Source organism: Pedobacter chitinilyticus, from assembly GCF_003313385.1.
In the GTDB taxonomy this organism is placed as follows: Bacteria; Bacteroidota; Bacteroidia; order Sphingobacteriales; family Sphingobacteriaceae; genus Pedobacter; species Pedobacter chitinilyticus.
Window position 1 is genome coordinate 712,727 of sequence record NZ_QMHN01000002.1, and the last position, 18,294, is coordinate 731,020.

At 40.1% G+C, this 18,294-nt stretch carries 13 protein-coding genes; all 13 read left to right on the plus strand.

Going from position 1 to position 18,294, the window contains the following annotated elements:
• The first annotated feature begins 14 nt into the window (after nucleotides 1-14).
• Entirely contained in the window at nucleotides 15-1,760 is a 1,746-nt protein-coding gene (gene ilvB / locus DUT70_RS09855; protein ID WP_113647144.1) for a biosynthetic-type acetolactate synthase large subunit, read from the plus strand.
• A gap of 79 nt (nucleotides 1,761-1,839) precedes the next feature.
• The gene (gene ilvN / locus DUT70_RS09860) at nucleotides 1,840-2,475 is read left to right on the plus strand and encodes an acetolactate synthase small subunit (RefSeq protein ID WP_113647145.1); all 636 of its coding nucleotides are present in this window, start codon (nucleotides 1,840-1,842) and stop codon (nucleotides 2,473-2,475) included.
• A 431-nt stretch (nucleotides 2,476-2,906) separates the two neighbouring features.
• Nucleotides 2,907-4,388, plus strand: coding sequence for a ketol-acid reductoisomerase (gene ilvC, locus DUT70_RS09865; RefSeq protein ID WP_113647146.1), 1,482 nt, complete (start codon nucleotides 2,907-2,909; stop codon nucleotides 4,386-4,388).
• Nucleotides 4,389-4,580: 192 nt separating this feature from the next.
• Nucleotides 4,581-5,987 (plus strand): 3-isopropylmalate dehydratase large subunit, encoded by a 1,407-nt coding sequence (leuC, locus tag DUT70_RS09870; protein WP_113647147.1) that lies wholly within the window; start codon nucleotides 4,581-4,583, stop codon nucleotides 5,985-5,987.
• 80 nt (nucleotides 5,988-6,067) lie between these two features.
• Complete coding sequence (locus DUT70_RS09875) at nucleotides 6,068-6,361, plus strand: antibiotic biosynthesis monooxygenase family protein (protein WP_113647148.1); 294 nt, start codon at nucleotides 6,068-6,070, stop codon at nucleotides 6,359-6,361.
• Nucleotides 6,362-6,430: 69 nt separating this feature from the next.
• A complete protein-coding gene (locus tag DUT70_RS09880) occupies nucleotides 6,431-7,192 on the plus strand; it encodes a class I SAM-dependent methyltransferase (protein WP_113647149.1) in 762 nt (253 codons plus the stop codon).
• Between the two features lie 114 nt (nucleotides 7,193-7,306).
• Nucleotides 7,307-7,912, plus strand: a complete 606-nt coding sequence (gene leuD / locus DUT70_RS09885; protein ID WP_113647150.1) for a 3-isopropylmalate dehydratase small subunit — start codon at nucleotides 7,307-7,309, stop codon at nucleotides 7,910-7,912.
• Nucleotides 7,913-7,975: 63 nt separating this feature from the next.
• A complete protein-coding gene (locus tag DUT70_RS09890) occupies nucleotides 7,976-9,451 on the plus strand; it encodes an ATP-binding cassette domain-containing protein (RefSeq protein WP_113647151.1) in 1,476 nt (491 codons plus the stop codon).
• Between the two features lie 147 nt (nucleotides 9,452-9,598).
• On the plus strand, nucleotides 9,599-10,672 hold the full coding sequence (leuB, locus tag DUT70_RS09895) for a 3-isopropylmalate dehydrogenase (RefSeq protein WP_113647152.1): 1,074 nt from the start codon (nucleotides 9,599-9,601) through the stop codon (nucleotides 10,670-10,672).
• A gap of 88 nt (nucleotides 10,673-10,760) precedes the next feature.
• A complete protein-coding gene (locus DUT70_RS09900; RefSeq protein WP_113647153.1) occupies nucleotides 10,761-11,933 on the plus strand; it encodes a 2-isopropylmalate synthase in 1,173 nt (390 codons plus the stop codon).
• 420 nt (nucleotides 11,934-12,353) lie between these two features.
• The gene (gene ilvA, locus DUT70_RS09905) at nucleotides 12,354-13,604 is read left to right on the plus strand and encodes a threonine ammonia-lyase IlvA (protein ID WP_113647154.1); all 1,251 of its coding nucleotides are present in this window, start codon (nucleotides 12,354-12,356) and stop codon (nucleotides 13,602-13,604) included.
• Nucleotides 13,605-14,015: 411 nt separating this feature from the next.
• Entirely contained in the window at nucleotides 14,016-14,420 is a 405-nt protein-coding gene (locus tag DUT70_RS09910) for a hypothetical protein (RefSeq protein ID WP_113647155.1), read from the plus strand.
• Nucleotides 14,421-15,166: 746 nt separating this feature from the next.
• Nucleotides 15,167-18,283, plus strand: coding sequence for a SusC/RagA family TonB-linked outer membrane protein (locus DUT70_RS09915; protein WP_113647156.1), 3,117 nt, complete (start codon nucleotides 15,167-15,169; stop codon nucleotides 18,281-18,283).
• Nucleotides 18,284-18,294 lie beyond the last annotated feature (11 nt).

Here is an 18,294-nt window from a genome sequence, read left to right on the forward strand (position 1 = left end):
AAAATATAGAAACTATGGAAACCTTACAAGATACAGAAACGAAAAAGGCGACAACCAGCAGCTCCCCTACCTTTAAAGGCTCGGGTTCACAAATGTTGTTGAACTGCCTTATTGAGGAGGGTGTAAGCACTATTTTTGGCTACCCAGGTGGTGCAATTATGCCTATTTACGATGCGCTTTATGACTATGCCGACAAACTACAACATATTTTGGTCCGCCATGAACAAGGTGGTATCCACGCTGCACAAGGCTATGCTCGCACCAGCGGAAAAGTGGGTATTGCTTTTGCAACCAGTGGTCCAGGGGCTACCAACTTAGTAACAGGTTTGGCTGATGCGCAAATTGACAGTACGCCTTTGGTTTGTATCACTGGACAAGTATTTGCCCACCTTTTAGGTACCGATGCTTTCCAAGAAACAGATGTGATTAACATTACTACGCCCGTAACCAAATGGAACTACCAAATTACGGATGCGAAGGAAATTCCAGAAGTACTGGCTAAGGCTTTTTACATTGCCAAAAGCGGTAGACCTGGTCCTGTTTTGATTGACATTACCAAAAATGCGCAGCTACAAATCGAAGAGTTTGAAGCTTATGTAAAATGTAACCATATCCGCAGTTACCGACCTAAACCAAAAGTGAGGGTTGAATTTATTGAGGAAGCCGCCAAACTAATTAATAATGCTAAAAAACCTTTTGTATTATTTGGTCAAGGAGTGATTTTAGGTGGTGCAGAAAAAGAATTTAAAGCATTTATCGAGAAAACAGGTATTCCTGCTGCTTGGACAATCATGGGCGAAGGTGCCATTCCAACCGACCATCCGTTAAACGTAGGGATGTTAGGCATGCACGGTAATTACGGACCAAACGTGTTAACCAACGAATGTGATGTTTTAATTGCTATCGGGATGCGTTTTGATGACCGTGTAACTGGTCGTCTGGATAAATATGCGAAACAGGCAAAAGTGGTTCATTTGGATATTGACCCGGCTGAGATTGACAAAAACGTAAAAGCTGAAGTGGGCATTTGGGGCGATTGTAAGGAAACACTTCCAATTTTAACCAACCTAGTAAAAGAAAATAAACATGAAGCTTGGGTTGCTCTTTTCAGGGACTACAACCAGCAAGAGATAGACCAAGTCATTACCCCTGAGTTGTACCCTTCTGGTGAAGAAATGACCATGGGTGAAGTGTTGCGCACCTTAAATGAACTTACTGGTGGCGACGCGGTAATTGTAACTGACGTTGGTCAGCACCAAATGGTGGCTTGCCGTTATGCGAAATTTAACAAAACACGTAGCAATGTTACTTCGGGTGGTTTAGGAACCATGGGCTTTGGTTTACCTGCAGCTATTGGGGCTAAATATGGCGCTCCAGAGCGTACAGTGGTAGCCATTATTGGCGACGGTGGTTTCCAAATGACTCCACAGGAATTAGGAACCATTATGCAATTTGGTGCAGCCGTTAAAATTTTGATTTTAAACAACCAGTTCTTGGGAATGGTACGTCAGTGGCAACAGTTATTCCACGACAAACGCTATTCTTTTGTGAACATTACCAGCCCTGATTTTGTAGCCCTGGCCAAGTCATACTACATTGAGGCTAGCAAGGTTGACCAAAGAGCTGAACTTAAAAAAGCATTGGAAACCATGATTAACCACGAAGGTTCATACCTTTTAGAAGTAATGGTAGGCAAGGAAAACAATGTTTTCCCAATGGTACCACAAGGTTGTAGCGTAAGCGAAATTAGATTGAAATAATTAGAGCAAAGAACAAGGACAAAAGATAAAAGACCGATTGTCACTCATCTTTATTCCTTTATCCTTAATCCAAAAAACAATGAGTAACGACACCATAAAATATATCCCTGGAGATGCCAACTACGAAGGCAAGCAGGATTTCACCATTACGGTTTATGCTGAAGACAGGGTTGGTTTATTGAACCGCATTTCGATTATATTTTCGAAAAGGAAAATCAACATCGACAGCTTAAACACTTCCCCTTCTGAGATTGCAGGTATACACCGTTTTACCATTTTGATTAACGAAAGTCATGAAGTGGTAAGGAAATTAGCCCGACAGATTGAGAAGCAAGTTGAGGTGCTGAAAGTGTACTTCAATACGGATAGCGAAGTGATTTGGCAAGAACTGGCCCTTTACAAAGTATCTACTGAAGAGATTACCGAAAAAGTAACCGTAGAGCGTTTGTTGAGACAATACGGCGCAACGGCGGTAGTAATCAGAAAAGACTATACCGTTTTCTCGGTAACTGGTCATAAAGAAGAAACTGATGCCTTGGTAAAAGCACTGGAACCTTATGATTTGATTGAATTTGTGAGAAGTGCTAGAGTGGCCATCATTAAAGATAGCGCTGGTTTCCATGAAAAGCTGAAAGAATTTGAAGCGGAAGAACCAGGAGAAGAACGTGTAGAAAATGAGTTCTTGGATAAGGGCGATAAGATTTTTACGATGTAGGAAGTAGTCGGGAAGACCGAATGTTGGAAAAGTCAGAAAAGACGGGAAGACCGAGTTTTACCACTCTATAGCTTGCGGACTTCTCGGACTTCCGGACTTTGTAAACTAAACCCGATTGAAGCGGAAATACTTTTTGGTTAATCTAGCGAAAAAGATTGCCACGTCGTTCCTCCTCGCAATGACGACAAAGGAGCGAATGACGGATGACCAAAAAGATTGAAGCAAAAAGCGGGACTAAAATAACCGAAGCGCACAGAACCATGCTTTACCAGAAAATAGAGCAAGGATTAAGGAGCAAAGAATAAAGATAAATAGTATAGAAATCGGTGAAATTAAACCGAATAAAAAATTAACCAATAAAACAATAAATCAGTGTAGCAAATATCTGTACAATCACAATAAATGCAATCACTAAAAAACTAAATAGAACAATGGCAAATTATTTTAACACATTACCACTTAGAGAAAAATTGAACCAATTAGGTGTATGCGATTTCATGGAAAACGATGAGTTTTTGGATGGCGTAAATGCATTAAAAGGTAAAAAGCTGGTAGTTGTAGGCTGTGGCGCTCAGGGCTTAAACCAAGGTTTAAACTTGAGAGACAGCGGTTTGGATGTATCTTATGCGTTGCGCAAGGAAGCTATCGAGCAAAAAAGAGATAGTTGGAAAAATGCGACTGACAACAATTTTAAAGTAGGTACTTACGAAGAATTGATCCCATCTGCGGATGTGGTGATTAACCTTACGCCAGATAAACAACATACTGCGGTGGTAAATGCGGTAATGCCGTTAATGAAACAAGGCTCTACCCTACTTTATTCTCACGGTTTCAACATTGTAGAGGAAGGCATGCAAATCCGTAAAGACATTACTGTAATTATGGTAGCACCTAAATGCCCTGGCTCGGAGGTTAGAGCGGAGTATTTGAGAGGTTTTGGTGTACCAACCTTAATTGCCGTACACCCTGAAAACGACCCAGAAGGTAAAGGTTTGGCACAAGCTAAAGCTTACTGCGTGGGTACAGGTGGTCACAGAGCTGGTGTTTTGAAATCATCTTTCGTGGCTGAAGTAAAGTCTGACTTAATGGGCGAGCAAACTATTTTATGTGGTTTGTTGCAAACGGGTTCAATCCTTTCTTTCGATAAAATGGTTGAAAAAGGAATTGATGCTGGTTATGCTTCTAAATTGGTACAATATGGTGTAGAGGTGATTACCGAAGCCTTAAAACATGGTGGTGTAAGTGGTATGATGGACCGTTTGAGCAATGTAGCGAAGATTAAAGCTTTCAAAATTTCTGAGGAGTTGAAAGACATTATGCGTCCTTTATTCCAAAAGCACCAAGATGATATCATGAGCGGCGAATTTAGCAGCACCATGATGGCTGATTGGGCTAATGGCGATGCAAACCTATTGAAATGGAGAGCTGAAACAGGTGAAACTGCTTTCGAAAAAACACCCGCTGGTGATGTAAAAATTGGCGAACAAGAGTACTTTGACAACTATACTTTGATGGTTGCTTTTGTGAGAGCTGGTGTAGAATTGGCTTTTGAAACCATGGTTGAGGCTGGTATTAAACCAGAGTCTGCTTACTATGAGTCGCTACACGAGACTCCGCTAATTGCCAACACGATTGCTCGTAAGAAATTGTTTGAAATGAACCGTGTAATTTCTGATACAGCTGAATATGGTTGCTACTTATTTGACCAAGCTTGCAAGCCTTTGTTAACGGATTTCATGAAAACGGTAGATACTGATTTAGTGGGTAAAAACTTTAACGAGGGTAAAGATGGTTCGGTAGATAATGCTGAGCTAGTAGCGATTAATGAGATTTTACGTGACCACCAAGTGGAGGTTGTAGGTAGAAAATTGCGTAAGGCAATGACTGCAATGAAGTCGATTAAGACCGCGTAAAACACCACCTAACCGTCCTTTTGGGGAGGAGAATTTAAAGAATAATACCAGACCTCGTAGGTTTTAAAAACCTGCGAGGTCTACAAAAAAGAATGTTATCCTGAGCCCATCGAAGGAATTCTTTTCTAATTTTACGGAAAAGTCTTCGACAAGTTCAGACTGACAAACTAACTATAAATAATTTATAAAAAGATGGCGAAAACATTAGTAGAAAAAATATGGGATGCTCACGTAGTGAAACGTGAAGAGGGCTTTCCTGATATTTTGTACATTGATACGCATTTAATTCACGAGGTTACTTCGCCTCAGGCTTTTGATGGTTTGAGAAAACGTGGCATCGGGCTTTTCCGTCCGAAACAAACAGTAGCTACTGCCGACCATAACGTACCTACTTTAAATCAGCATTTACCAATCAAGGAAGAGCTTTCGAGATACCAGGTAGATATGTTGACTAAAAACTGTGCGGAGTTTGGCGTAGAACTTTATGGTTTAGGTCATCCTTTCCAAGGAATTGTACACGTGATTGGTCCTGAACTGGGCATTACCCTACCAGGAAAAACCATGGTTTGCGGCGATAGTCATACTTCAACACATGGTGCTTTTGGTGCCATTGCTTTTGGTATTGGAACTTCACAGGTGGAGCAGGTTTTTGCTACGCAATGTTTGCAACAATCAAAACCTAAAACCATGAAAATTGAGGTAAATGGAGAGTTGAGAAAAGGTGTGGGTGCAAAAGACATTATCCTTTACATTATCTCTAAAATTTCTGCCGCTGGTGGTACAGGTTATTTTGTAGAGTTTGCAGGTTCGGCCATCCGTTCATTAAGCATGGAAGCGCGGATGACAGTGTGCAACATGAGTATCGAAATGGGTGCTCGTGGTGGTTTAATTGCGCCTGACGAAACCACTTTCGAATACGTAAAAGGCAGAAAATTTGCCCCAGCAGGCGAAGAATGGGACAAAGCTTTGGCCTACTGGAAAACTTTATATAGTGATGAGGATGCAAAATTTGATGCCGTATTAACTTACAATGCTGCTGACATTGCTCCAATGATTACTTATGGTACCAACCCTGGAATGGGTATTGGCATTGCCGAACATATTCCTGCAACTAGCGCTCAGCCACAAAGCGAGCAAGTATCTTACAAAAAGGCTTTAGATTATATGGGCTTTGCTGATGACGAAAGCTTGTTGGGTAAACCTGTAGATTATGTTTTCATTGGAAGTTGTACCAACTCTCGTATTGAAGATTTACGTGCCGTTGCAGAGTTTGTAAAAGGCAAACAGAAAGCCGACAATGTAGAAGTTTGGATTGTTCCTGGTTCTAAACAAGTAGAAGCACAAGCCATTGCAGAAGGTTTGGATAAAGTTTTTGAAGCCTCTGGTTTCCAATTACGCGAACCAGGTTGTTCGGCTTGTTTGGGAATGAACGAGGATAAAATTCCAGAAGGAAAATATTGTGTTTCTACTTCGAACAGAAACTTCGAGGGCCGTCAGGGACCAAACGCAAGAACGATGCTGGCAAGCCCGTTAACAGCGGCAGCAGCAGCGGTTACAGGTAAAATTACGGATGTAAGAGAGTTGTTGGAAGAAGCTTAACATACCTGTCATGCTGACGAAGGAAGCATCTCCAAGCGATGAAACAGATTCTTCGTTCCTCAGAATGACAAGAAAAAAATATGATTTTAGAAGTTGCCATATTAAACGTAATCCCAAACCTAACGGCAGAGTTTGAAGCGGCTTTTGCAAAGGCTCAACAAATTATTGCAAGCATGGAAGGTTATGTTTCGCATCAACTTCAAAAATGTATTGAAGATCCTGCCAAGTACATCTTATTAGTAAACTGGACAGATTTGGAAGCACACACCCTAGGGTTTAGAGGCTCGGAAGAATATCAAGAATGGAAAGTTTTATTACACCATTTTTACGAACCCTTCCCTACTGTAGAACACTTTGAAAAAGTTAAAAGTTAAAAGTTAAAAACTGCACATATCCATAACTTAAATGCCCTTGGGTGTCTAAGGTGATAAAAAAAAGAAAATATGCCAGAAATATATTGGGACGGCAAGCTTTACAACGAACAGCATCATTTCGTATCTGATTACGGAGCAGATGTTTTGCAATGGCTTGATGCAAAAGAGGGAGAAAATATTTTAGACGTGGGTTGTGGCACTGGTGATTTGGCTGCTAAAATCCAAGAGGCTGGCGCAACTGTTTTGGGAGTTGATGCTTCTGCGGAGATGGTAGAATTGGCCAAACAAACCTACCCTAGCATTTCGTTTGAGCAAAAAGATGCTACTCAATTGGATTATAGTCGTGAGTTTGATGCAGTGTTTAGTAATGCCACTTTTCACTGGATAGAAAACCAAAGAGGATTGCTCCGAGGCATTTATAAAAGTTTGAAACATGGTGGTCGTTTAGTGGCCGAATTTGGGGGCAAAGGAAATATCAAATCTATTGTGGATGCCATTGAAGCTGCTGCCAAACAACTGCATTTGGAGCACAGGGTAATTTCTAATTTTTGGTTTTTCCCTTCCATTAGCCATTACGCAACCCTGTTAGAATCGGCAGGTTTTGAAACAGAACAAATGTGGCTGTTTGACAGGCCAACCAAATTGGTAGGCGAAGACGGCATGCTCAAGTGGATCAATCAGTTTGCACAACACGCTTTTGTAAACTTAAATGAAGACGAAGCTAAAGCAGTGACCGATTTAGCGGTAAGCATGCTAAAACCCAATCATTTTAAAGATGGGGAGTGGACAGCAGATTATAAAAGATTAAGGATAAAAGCAATAAAGAAGTAATAAGTTTTAGATGATAAGTTGTAAGTCCAAACAACATAACCTAGAATTAATGGTAATGAAATAAGCGACAGACGAGTCTTGATACTTGATACTCGCTACTTGATACTAGTTAAAATGAAAAAATTTGAAACATTAAGCTCATCGGTAGTACCATTACCTATTGAGAATATAGATACCGACCAAATTATTCCAGCAAGGTTTTTAAAAGCTACTACACGTGAAGGCTTTGGTGAAAACCTATTCCGAGATTGGCGTTACAATGGTGATAATACCCCTAAAGCAGATTTCATATTAAACGACTCTACTTACAGTGGCAAGGTATTGGTTGCAGGTAAAAATTTCGGTTGTGGCAGTAGCCGCGAGCATGCTGCTTGGGCTATTCAGGATGCTGGCTTTGATGTAGTAATCAGTAGTTTCTTTGCTGATATTTTCAAAGGAAATGCCCTAAACAATGGCTTGTTGCCTATTCAAGTAAGTGATGAGTTTTTAGCAGCCATTTTTGTGCAAGTTGCCAAAGATGCTAATTCATCATTAACGGTAAACCTTGAAGAACAAACGGTAACCATTGATGCGACTGGAGCAAAGGAAAGTTTCGAGATCAATCCGTACAAAAAATCATGCTTGATTAACGGCTACGATGACATCGATTTCGTTCGCAGTCAAACTGATTTGATTGAAGCTTACGAGCAAAACCGAGCTTACCAACCAAAAACATTATAAGTTAAAGTAATCGACGTTAAACTTGATTTTTACTTTTGACTTTAAACTTTTGACTTAAATAAAATGAGTAATCCAATAGTTCAAATCTCCAACTTCAATTTAAAATACGGCAATAAAACCGTGTTAAGGGATTTGGAATGGACTATCCAAGAGGGAGAAAATTGGTTATTGACTGGCTTTAGCGGCAGCGGTAAAACAGCCTTATTGAAAGCCATTGCGGGTATAGAAAAAAGTACAGACGAGATTGTCGTCAATTTTGATCGACAAAGCAATGCGAGACCCGTCTGTCAGTACATTGCCCAATGGTATCAATTTAAAAATGTAGAAGGCGTAGCCAATTTCTACTACCAACAGCGCTATAATGCACAACAAGTACAAGACACCTTAACCGTAAATGCCGAGTTGGCACATTACGCAGAGGAAAACAATTTGAACTTGGCCAAGTCCGAACCTATTTTAGAAGCACTTGGCTTTGCTCCTCTTAAAAATGCACAGCTAATCGAGCTGTCAAGCGGTGAACATAAAAAGCTGCAACTGGTAAAAGCTTTATGGTTAAAACCACAGCTATTGTTACTAGACCAACCTTACACGGGTTTAGATATTCAATCTCGTCAAAACCTTAACAATTTATTAGATAGATTAACCACCGAAGGTGTACAAATCATCTTGATCAGCAATGAAACCGAAATCCCTGCCTGTATCAATAGGTATGGCGAAATCATTGACGGACAATTGGAGGAACATTTCACTTTCTGCACCAGAAACGAAATCGTGATCGAAGATCGCCCTATTCCCGAGTTTTTACATGAAGCACCGCCTTCAAGCAGTGAGACTTTGATCAAAATGGTGGATGTAAACATCAACTATGGCGAAAAGCAAGTGCTTAAAAACGTGAATTGGGAAATTAAGGCTGGTGAAAAGTGGCTATTGCAAGGTCATAACGGATCGGGAAAATCAACTTTGTTAAGCTTAGTGAATGGCGATCATCCGCAAGCTTATGCCAACGAGATTTATCTTTTCGGCAACAAACGTGGCTCGGGCGAAAGCATTTGGGATATTAAAGAGCATATTGGTTTAATCTCCCCAGAATTACATTGGTATTTTGATTTTAATGCCACCGTTTGGCAAAGCATCGCCTCTGGCTTTTTCGACAGCATTGGACTATACAAAGAAATTGGCTGGCACAAACGCACACAGGTAGATGAACTCATCGAATACTTTGGTTTAACCGAGAATAAAAATGATTTATTAGCTCAGTTGCCACTTGGTAAACAACGCTTGGTTTTATTGGCCAGAACGGTGATTAAAAACCCAGAGTTATTAGTGTTGGATGAGCCTTGTCAAGGCTTGGATGCGCATCAAACCCTTCAATTTAATACCTTAATTGATGGTTTGTGCACCACCAACAGAACCTTGATTTACGTATCGCACAGCGATGACCAGCTACCGAAAAATTTAACACATCAGCTATTGCTCAGCAAAGGCGAAGTGATACATAACCACATTTATAAAAAGAAAGAAGAATTAGAAAGCGTATAGCAGATACCTTAAATAAATCCGTCATTTCGACGAGGAACGAGGAGAAATCTAACACCCAATTCTTGATGCTAGATTTCTCTCTATGTTCGAAATGACGACCGACTTAAAAAGGATTGAAACACAAGAAGACGCTCAAAAAAACATACAATGAAGAAGCATATATTAGTAATACCTGGTGATGGCATTGGCCAAGAAGTAACCCAATGGGGAAAAGCTGCCCTAGATCAAATTGCAAAAAACTATAATCACGAATTTACTTTTGATGAGGCTTTAATGGGGCATGCCGCTATCAAAGTGACAGGCAATCCGCTACCCGACGAAACTTTAGAGAAAGCCCGTAAAAGTGATGCCATTTTATTTGGTGCCATTGGTCACGCCATGTACGACAACGACCCTTCTTTAAAAGTTAGACCTGAGCAAGGTTTATTAAAAATCAGAAAAGAACTGGGATTATATGCCAACCTTCGCCCCATCCTATTATTCGATGAATTGCTGGAAGCCTCAAGCATCAAAGCACACATCTTAAAAGGAACTGATATTTTATTCTTCAGAGAATTAACTGGCGACGTTTACTTCGGCGAAAAGAAACGTTCGGAAGACAGAAATACCGCTTCAGATTTGATGATTTACCATAAATATGAAGTAGAACGCATTGCGCACAAAGCTTATCAAGCAGCACAGCAACGTAGTAAAAGATTATGTTCAGTAGATAAAGCAAACGTATTGGAATCATCTCGTTTATGGCGTGAAACGGTACAGGAAATTGCCAAACAATATCCTGACGTAGAAACCGAGCACATGTTTATCGACAATGCAGCCATGCAGTTGATCAAAAATCCGAAGAAATTTGATGTAGTATTAACGGCTAATCTCTTCGGAGATATCCTCACCGATGAAGCTTCCCAAATTGCTGGTTCAATGGGTATGCTCGCCTCTGCTTCGGTAGGTGACGGTGTTGGTTTCTATGAGCCTATCCACGGTTCGGCACATGATATTGCTGGCAAAAACCTAGCTAACCCACTGGCATCCATCCTCTCGGCTGCACTGATGCTCGAAATTAGTTTTGGTCTACCAGAAGAAGCAAAGGCTTTGGTAAACGCTGTAGATCAAGCCTTAAAAGATGGTTACAGAACTGGCGATATTGCCGACCAAAATACTGAAGCAAGCAAAGTGTTAGGCACGCAAGAAATGGGGAATAAAGTGCTGGGCTTGATAAAGTAAAAAGTTAAAATTAAAAAAGTTAGAAACCTAGAGTAAAGTAGTAAACAGGCTTTTGCCTTTTGAATTTTTACTTTTTAATTCAAATATTATGTTACACGACCCAAATAAAGTACACATTTTTGACACCACCTTGCGTGATGGCGAGCAGGTGCCAGGTTGCCAATTAAGCACCCCTCAAAAAATTGAAATTGCGAAATCGTTGGAACTACTAGGTGTAGATGTAATTGAGGCAGGTTTCCCTGTTTCGAGCCCTGGCGATTTTAATAGCGTAATTGAGCTTTCTAAAGCAGTAAACGACCCTATTATTTGTGCTTTAACCAGAGCCAATAAAAATGATATTGATGTAGCTGCCGATGCTTTGCGTTATGCCAAAAGACCACGTATCCACACAGGTATTGGCTCTTCTGACATGCATATTAAAACCAAGTTCAACAGCACTAGAGAAGAAATTTTAGAGCGTGCTATTGAAGCGGTAAAGTATGCAAAAAAATATGTGGAAGATGTAGAGTTTTACGCAGAAGATGCGGGCAGAGCCGATATCGAATACTTAGCCAAAATGATTGAAGCGGTAATTGCTGCTGGCGCTACAGTAGTAAATATTCCAGACACCAATGGTTACTGCCTGCCAGATCAATACGGCTCTAAAATCTTGTACTTAAAAGAGAACGTAAAAAATATCGACAAGGCCATTATTTCTTGTCACTGCCATAACGATTTGGGACTGGCTACGGCTAACTCTATTGCTGGCTTGCAAAATGGTGCCCGTCAGGTAGAGTGTACCATTAACGGTATTGGCGAACGTGCTGGTAATACTTCTATGGAAGAGGTAGTGATGATTTTGAAGACGCACAAATCTTTAGGACTTCATACCCACATCAACACCCAAGGCATTTACGAAATCAGTCACCAAGTGCGTAACTTAATGAATATGCCAGTGCAGCCTAACAAAGCCATTGTGGGTGCCAATGCATTTGCACACAGTTCGGGTATTCACCAAGATGGTTTCTTGAAAAACCGTGAGAACTACGAAATTATTAAGCCTACAGATGTGGGTTTCCCTGATGCAACCATTGTATTAACCGCAAGAAGTGGTCGACATGCTTTGAAACATCACTTAGATAGATTGGGACATACTTTAGATAAAGAACAATTAGCCATTGCTTACACCGCATTTTTAGATTTAGCGGATAGCAAACAAGGCATCAATGATGATGACTTAAACCAATTAGTGGCTTTGCATTTAGCAACCAAGTTGAGCTAATGGAGACTGCTTCGTATCCTCGCAGTGACGCATCTATTTTCGTCATTGCGAGAAGGAACGACGAAGCAATCTCCGACAACTCACAATTAATTGCCTAACCACCATGTATCCCTCTCAGAGGGGGCAGGGGGAGGAAGTACATCATACATTGAATTAAGTGAACTAAACCCGATAGCAGTGGAAAGCTTTTTGTTTTTAACTTATCATCCAGAGCGCAACCTGTACCGATATTTCGGTAGCGAAGGATCTATCGTAAGGCATTGAAGAAATAGATCCCTCGTCCCTCGGAATGACAGCACGAGGTTAAAACAAAAACTTGTAACGATAGCGGGACTATCGTAACCGATGAAAAGCTGCAACTGCTTTTCAAAAAAAAATAGAATAAAAATGTAACGCTCCGTCATACGATGGATTTAGAAAATGGATACAACGACAACACATACTTTCGACTTCGAACAAGCTTTTACAACCTTACAAGGGGTGGTAAAAAGAACTCCGCTGGAGTATAACGCAGGACTTTCGTTAAAGTACAATGCCAATATTTATTTGAAGCGAGAGGATTTACAAATTGTACGTTCTTATAAATTACGCGGTGCTTACAACAAAATTAGCGGACTAACTGCCGATCAATTAAAGAACGGTGTAGTATGCGCCAGTGCAGGCAACCACGCACAGGGTGTAGCTTATTCTTGCAAAAAACTAGGCATTAAAGGTGTCATCTTTATGCCCGAAATTACACCCAGACAAAAAATTACGCAGGTAAATATGTTTGGCGGCGATAACATTGAGGTGATTTTAGTAGGCGATACTTTCGACGACTGCTTAAAAGAGGCTTTGGCTTATTGTGAAGAAAAATCGGCCACTTTTATTCCTCCGTTTGATGATGAGAAAGTAATTGAAGGACAAGCTACGGTGATGATGGAAGTATATCAGGATTTACCTGAATTAGATGCCATTGTGGTGCCAATTGGCGGTGGTGGCCTAGCCTCAGGCGTAACCGCTTACCTGCAAACCGTAAAACCCAACGTTAAAGTTTTTGGGGTGGAGCCTATGGGTGCGCCGTCGTTAAGTGAAGCGCTGAAACACGGTGGACCTGTAACGGTAGAAAATATAGAACGTTTTGTAGACGGCGCAGCAGTGAAAAGAATGGGCTGGATTACCTATAAATATTGTAGCGATTTACTAAGCTCAACCTATTTAATTCCAGAAGGACAAATTTGCACCACCATTTTAAAACTGTACAACGAAGATGCCATTGTAGTGGAGCCTGCTGGGGCTTTGTCTGTAGCTGCATTAGAGCAAGTAAAAGATCAAATTGCGGGCAAAACGGTAGTATGTATCGTAAGTGGCGGCAATAACGACATTGAACGGATGCAGGAAATCAAAGAGAAGTCGTTACTTTTCGAAGGATTGAAGCATTACTTTATTGTGCGTTTCCCGCAGCGTCCAGGGGCTTTAAAGCTTTTTGTAAACGAAGTTTTAGGGCCACAGGATGACATTACCCGTTTTGAGTTCATCAAAAAAACCAATCGTGAAAATGGACCTGCCTTGGTAGGGATTGAATTAGCAAAAAAAGAAGATTACGCTGGGATTTTACAACGCCTAAAGGAATTTAAGTTTGATGTTATTGAACTGAACCAAGATGCAACTTTGTTTGAGTATTTGGTTTAAAAATTAGCCACAGATACACAGATAAAAAATCTGATTAAAACATCTGTGCATCTGTGGCAAACAATAAAACTTTTCCATTACTTTTTATACTAATGAATAGGAGACCCTTAGTGTCTCCTATTTCTATTTAAAGCACTCCAAAAAAATATCCATTTCACAACCAAACAGCGTAGTATTCAAAAAAATAATTATACATTTTTTCTGTTACACAAGTTTATAAAAGTGGCTTAAAACAGATAAAAACAACGCTCCTCTAGTTTTGTTTATTAAATTTTATTTTTTGGCACAAGCCTTACTAATATTTTGGCAATAGTTTTGATATAAGTTTAATAACACACAAATGAAATTTGAATTTGAAATATCCTAATACACACCGTAGGAGTTTCTAAACCAAAAACAAACCACAACAAGATGAAAAAACTAACCCTACTCCTACTCTGCGTTGCCACACTAGGTTTGGCTTCATGCAAGAAAGACACCATTGTTGGTCCTAACAATTTAACAATCATTAAATACATTGAAGCAAATCAATGGCAATTAAGCAATGATGGATTGACGTATTCTGCAACTATTAATGAGCCAAGCATCAATCGTAGAACGTTTGAAAATGACGGGATATTAGTATATGTCTCTAGAGGAAACACAGATTTTTATGAACAATTACCATTTGTTTATAATGTTGATGCTTACAGCTACTCGGTAACTCCTGGATCATTGACAATTGATGTTCAAAGTTCCGACAATCAGGATTTCCAGCCAATTAAGCCAACTGGTAGAACCCGTGTAAAAATAGTACTGGTGGAATCATTCCAGTAAGCTAATATCTCTAAAATTTAAAAAGCGGGCAGTGTTTTTATAGCACTGCCCGCTTTTATTTTATAGTTTGGGGCTTTCATTCTGTAGATAATATCTTCCTGCTGGCTACATGGAGCTTTAATCCTTAGCATGACACATTACTGTTGGCTACATGGAGCTTTCATCCTTAGGATAACATCTTCCCGCTGGCTACATAGGGTTTTCATTCTTAACATGACACCTTCCTGCAAGCTACTTGAAGCTTGCAATTTATAATAACGCATTCACTCATTTATGATAGTGAAAAAATACTTGGCAAAAGTTTCTCTTACCCTCACAAAAATCAAACGTTTGCGTACAAAAACATATTAAAAAGTTACACAACTATCCGTGTTACCTCATATGCATGCTAAAAGCATTCATCATCCCATTTGTCATCTGAAAAACATGCCTCATTGCGCAAGCGTTTGCGCTAAGTTTTAATAGAAACCTTATCTACCCATGCTTTAGATTTGCTAATACTTACTAACCAAACTATTAGCCAAAAACAAATCTTTGCAGACCTATGACCTAAAATCATTTTCATTCTAGTCATCCACAGGAATGAACAAATTAGATCTACCCATCGCTCTCATGATGAAAAAGATTAATCCATAATTAATACCATAACAACTTGAAACAAACCCTTACAAAAACCATTGACCGATTTTGAAGCATTACACTTCACCAAACTAACTAAGTGCATTAAGAACAAAACTTCAGTTCCAATGAAACAAAAAACTAACCAGACAAGAAACAATCCACTTCAGAGATTAAAGGGAGAAAAACCTTTCCATCTCTTTTTTGCCACCATGAAAGTTGCCACCATACTTACGGTAGGGGTCTCCACTTTCGCCAGCGCAAAAAACATCGCTATCTACAAAAATCTAAATAATACGGAGGAAATGGTAGCCCAGCAAACCGTTTCGGGAACCATTAAAGACGCCAATGGACTTGGCATTCCAGGGGTAACCGTAACCGTTAAAGGCACCAACAAAGTTACTTCTACCGACAATGCAGGTAACTTTAGCATCCAAGCCAAAACGGGAGATGTTTTAGTCATTAACTTTATAGGCTATACCACTAAAGAAGTTACCGTAAATGGAGCTTCTTTAGGTAACATTATGCTGAATGAATCTTCGGAAACCTTAGGCGAACTGGTAGTAGTAGGTTATAGCACTCAAAAAAGAGAAAGTTTAACGGGCTCGTTAAACACCATTAAGGGCACTGAATTAAAAAACGTAACCTCTCCAAACGTACAAAACTTGCTTGCAGGTAAAGCACCTGGTGTATTTGTGGCACCAGGCTCTGGCCAACCAGGGGCCGCTGGCGCAGTAGTTATCCGTGGTCAGGCTACCTTAAGCGGAACTACATCCCCTCTTTGGGTATTAGATGGTGTAATTATAGGCTCAAGCCCAGGCGAACTAAACCCAGAGGACATTGAAAACATTACCGTTTTAAAAGATGCTGCATCTACTGCAATCTACGGTTCTCAAGGAGCTAACGGTGTAGTGGTAGTAACTACCAAAAGAGCCAAGGCTGGACAAATGAGTATAGATGTTTCCTCTAGAGCTGGTTTAACTACTCTAACTAATGGCAACCTACAGGTAATGAATGGCGCAGAGCTTTATGATTATTTTGCCTCTTTTGCCAACGCCAATACCATTAGCTTTCCACGCTGGAAACCAGAGTTACGCAATAGCAATTTCAGCTGGTGGGACCTAGCAACCAGAGAAGGTTTTAACCAAAACCATAACGTCTCTATACAAGGTGGCACCGAGAAACTTCAATCATTCCTATCCGTTGGTTACTACGATGAGTCGGGAGCAGTTAGAGGTTACGACTATGAGCGTTATAACTTCAGGTTAAATACTGTTTTTAAACCATTAAGTTGGTTAACCATTAAACCATCTATCGTTGGGTCTCGTCGTGGAGTAACCGACCAACAATATTCTGTGACTTCCATGTATTCCAATTTGCCATGGGATAGCCCGTATGATGCAAATGGAAACCTAGTCCCTCACCGCTCTAGTACTTGGGTAAATAGTGTAAGCACCAACTATCTATATGATTTGCAATGGAACAAATCTGCCAATACCAACTACGAGTTCATGGGAAATTTTGATTTCGATATCAAAATCACCAAAAATCTTACCTTCTCTTCTGTTAACAATTACAGGTACAACACGTATTCAGGAAGCGGCTACACCGACCCTAGATCTAGCGGAGGTGAAAGTGTATTAGGCCGTGTAACTGATTACAGATCTGAATATGCAAGACGATATACCAACCAATTATTGCGTTACAACAACACTTGGGGTAAACACGATTTAAATGCTTTGGCAGGTTATGAATTTAATGATTACTGGGCTAAAACATTAGATGTATATGGAACGGGGATAGTACCAGGTTTTGAAGTTTTGGATGTAACTTCAAAACCAGAAAGAACCAAAGGAGGCATTAACGAATGGGCTGTACAATCTTATCTTTTTAACGCCAACTATGCGTATGATGGAAGATATCTGGCACAGTTCTCTATACGTAGGGACGGTGCATCCAATTTCGGAAAAAAATATGGTGATTTCTTCTCTATCAGTGGCGGTTGGAACATTAACCGCGAAAAATGGTTTAAGGCTAACTTTATCAACACCTTAAAGTTAAGAGCCGCTTATGGTACGGTGGGTAATCGTCCTGCTGGCTTATATCCACAATTTGATTTGTATGCCGTAAATACCGCAGCAGGTTACAATGGTGTACCAGGTTTGTTAATTAGTCAAGCAGGAAATAGTGAGCTAACTTGGGAACAAACTTATACCAAAGGGCTTGGCTTAGATGTGGCTGCATTTAACCATAGATTAAGACTCTCTGTAGATTATTATATCAAAAATACCGATAACATTATTACAAATGTACCAATATCTCAAGTTTCTGGCTTGGGCTCAATGGCTCAAAACGTAGGAGAGATGAGAAACGAAGGTATAGAAATAGCAGTAGGAGGTGATATTATTCGCAGTAAAGATCTGACCTGGAGTCTTGATATCAACCTTGGTCACAACAGAAACAAGCTAACTGACATTTATAAAACAAGAAATCCAGATGGTACTTATAGTGCAAAAAACATCATACAAAGTGACGGTTTGGGTATAGCTGGTTCTGCAAGTAGATTACTACAAATAGGTTTGCCAGTTGATACTTATTACATGCCAGAATGGGCAGGTGTAAACCCTGATAACGGGCTACCCATGTGGTACAGAGTAACCAGAGATGCTAATGGAGCCGAAATCAGTAGAACAACAACTTCTAACTACGCACAAGCAACGCAAGAAAAGCTAGGCAAGGCTACACCAGATGTTTTTGGCGGCATTAATACCTCGCTAACATGGAAAAATTTTGATTTAAATGCGGTATTTGGTTATTCAATAGGTGGTAGAGTGTATAACTATTCTCGTCAAGAATATGATGCGGATGGAACCTATACCGACAGGAATCAAATGAGATTAATGGATGGCTGGAGCAGATGGCAAAAGCCAGGAGATGTGGCTACTCACCCAATTGCCCGCTACAACAACCAAGATAAGGGAAATTCTGTTTCTTCTCGTTTCATAGAAAGCAATGACTTTTTCAGGTTACGTTCACTAACAATGGGCTATAAAGTAAATTTGAAAAAATACAACATCAGAAACCTTAGAGTATACTTATCTGGAGAAAACCTATTCGTGATCACTAAATATTCGGGCGTAGACCCTGAAATACCAACTAGTGGCGGAAGTGTTTTATTTTCTACAGGACCAGGTGTTTATCCTATGACGAGAAAATTCATGTTAGGCTTAAATGTTTCATTCTAAATACAAAATAT

What these genes read in the sequence shown, in the direction of transcription:
- ilvB (WP_113647144.1), top strand. Translation starts at nt 15, where the DNA reads ATGGAAACCTTACAAGATACAGAAACGAAAAAGGCGACAACCAGCAGC.
- ilvN (WP_113647145.1), top strand. Translation starts at nt 1,840, where the DNA reads ATGAGTAACGACACCATAAAATATATCCCTGGAGATGCCAACTACGAA.
- ilvC (WP_113647146.1), top strand. Translation starts at nt 2,907, where the DNA reads ATGGCAAATTATTTTAACACATTACCACTTAGAGAAAAATTGAACCAA.
- leuC (WP_113647147.1), top strand. Translation starts at nt 4,581, where the DNA reads ATGGCGAAAACATTAGTAGAAAAAATATGGGATGCTCACGTAGTGAAA.
- DUT70_RS09875 (WP_113647148.1), top strand. Translation starts at nt 6,068, where the DNA reads ATGATTTTAGAAGTTGCCATATTAAACGTAATCCCAAACCTAACGGCA.
- DUT70_RS09880 (WP_113647149.1), top strand. Translation starts at nt 6,431, where the DNA reads ATGCCAGAAATATATTGGGACGGCAAGCTTTACAACGAACAGCATCAT.
- leuD (WP_113647150.1), top strand. Translation starts at nt 7,307, where the DNA reads ATGAAAAAATTTGAAACATTAAGCTCATCGGTAGTACCATTACCTATT.
- DUT70_RS09890 (WP_113647151.1), top strand. Translation starts at nt 7,976, where the DNA reads ATGAGTAATCCAATAGTTCAAATCTCCAACTTCAATTTAAAATACGGC.
- leuB (WP_113647152.1), top strand. Translation starts at nt 9,599, where the DNA reads ATGAAGAAGCATATATTAGTAATACCTGGTGATGGCATTGGCCAAGAA.
- DUT70_RS09900 (WP_113647153.1), top strand. Translation starts at nt 10,761, where the DNA reads ATGTTACACGACCCAAATAAAGTACACATTTTTGACACCACCTTGCGT.
- ilvA (WP_113647154.1), top strand. Translation starts at nt 12,354, where the DNA reads ATGGATACAACGACAACACATACTTTCGACTTCGAACAAGCTTTTACA.
- DUT70_RS09910 (WP_113647155.1), top strand. Translation starts at nt 14,016, where the DNA reads ATGAAAAAACTAACCCTACTCCTACTCTGCGTTGCCACACTAGGTTTG.
- DUT70_RS09915 (WP_113647156.1), top strand. Translation starts at nt 15,167, where the DNA reads ATGAAACAAAAAACTAACCAGACAAGAAACAATCCACTTCAGAGATTA.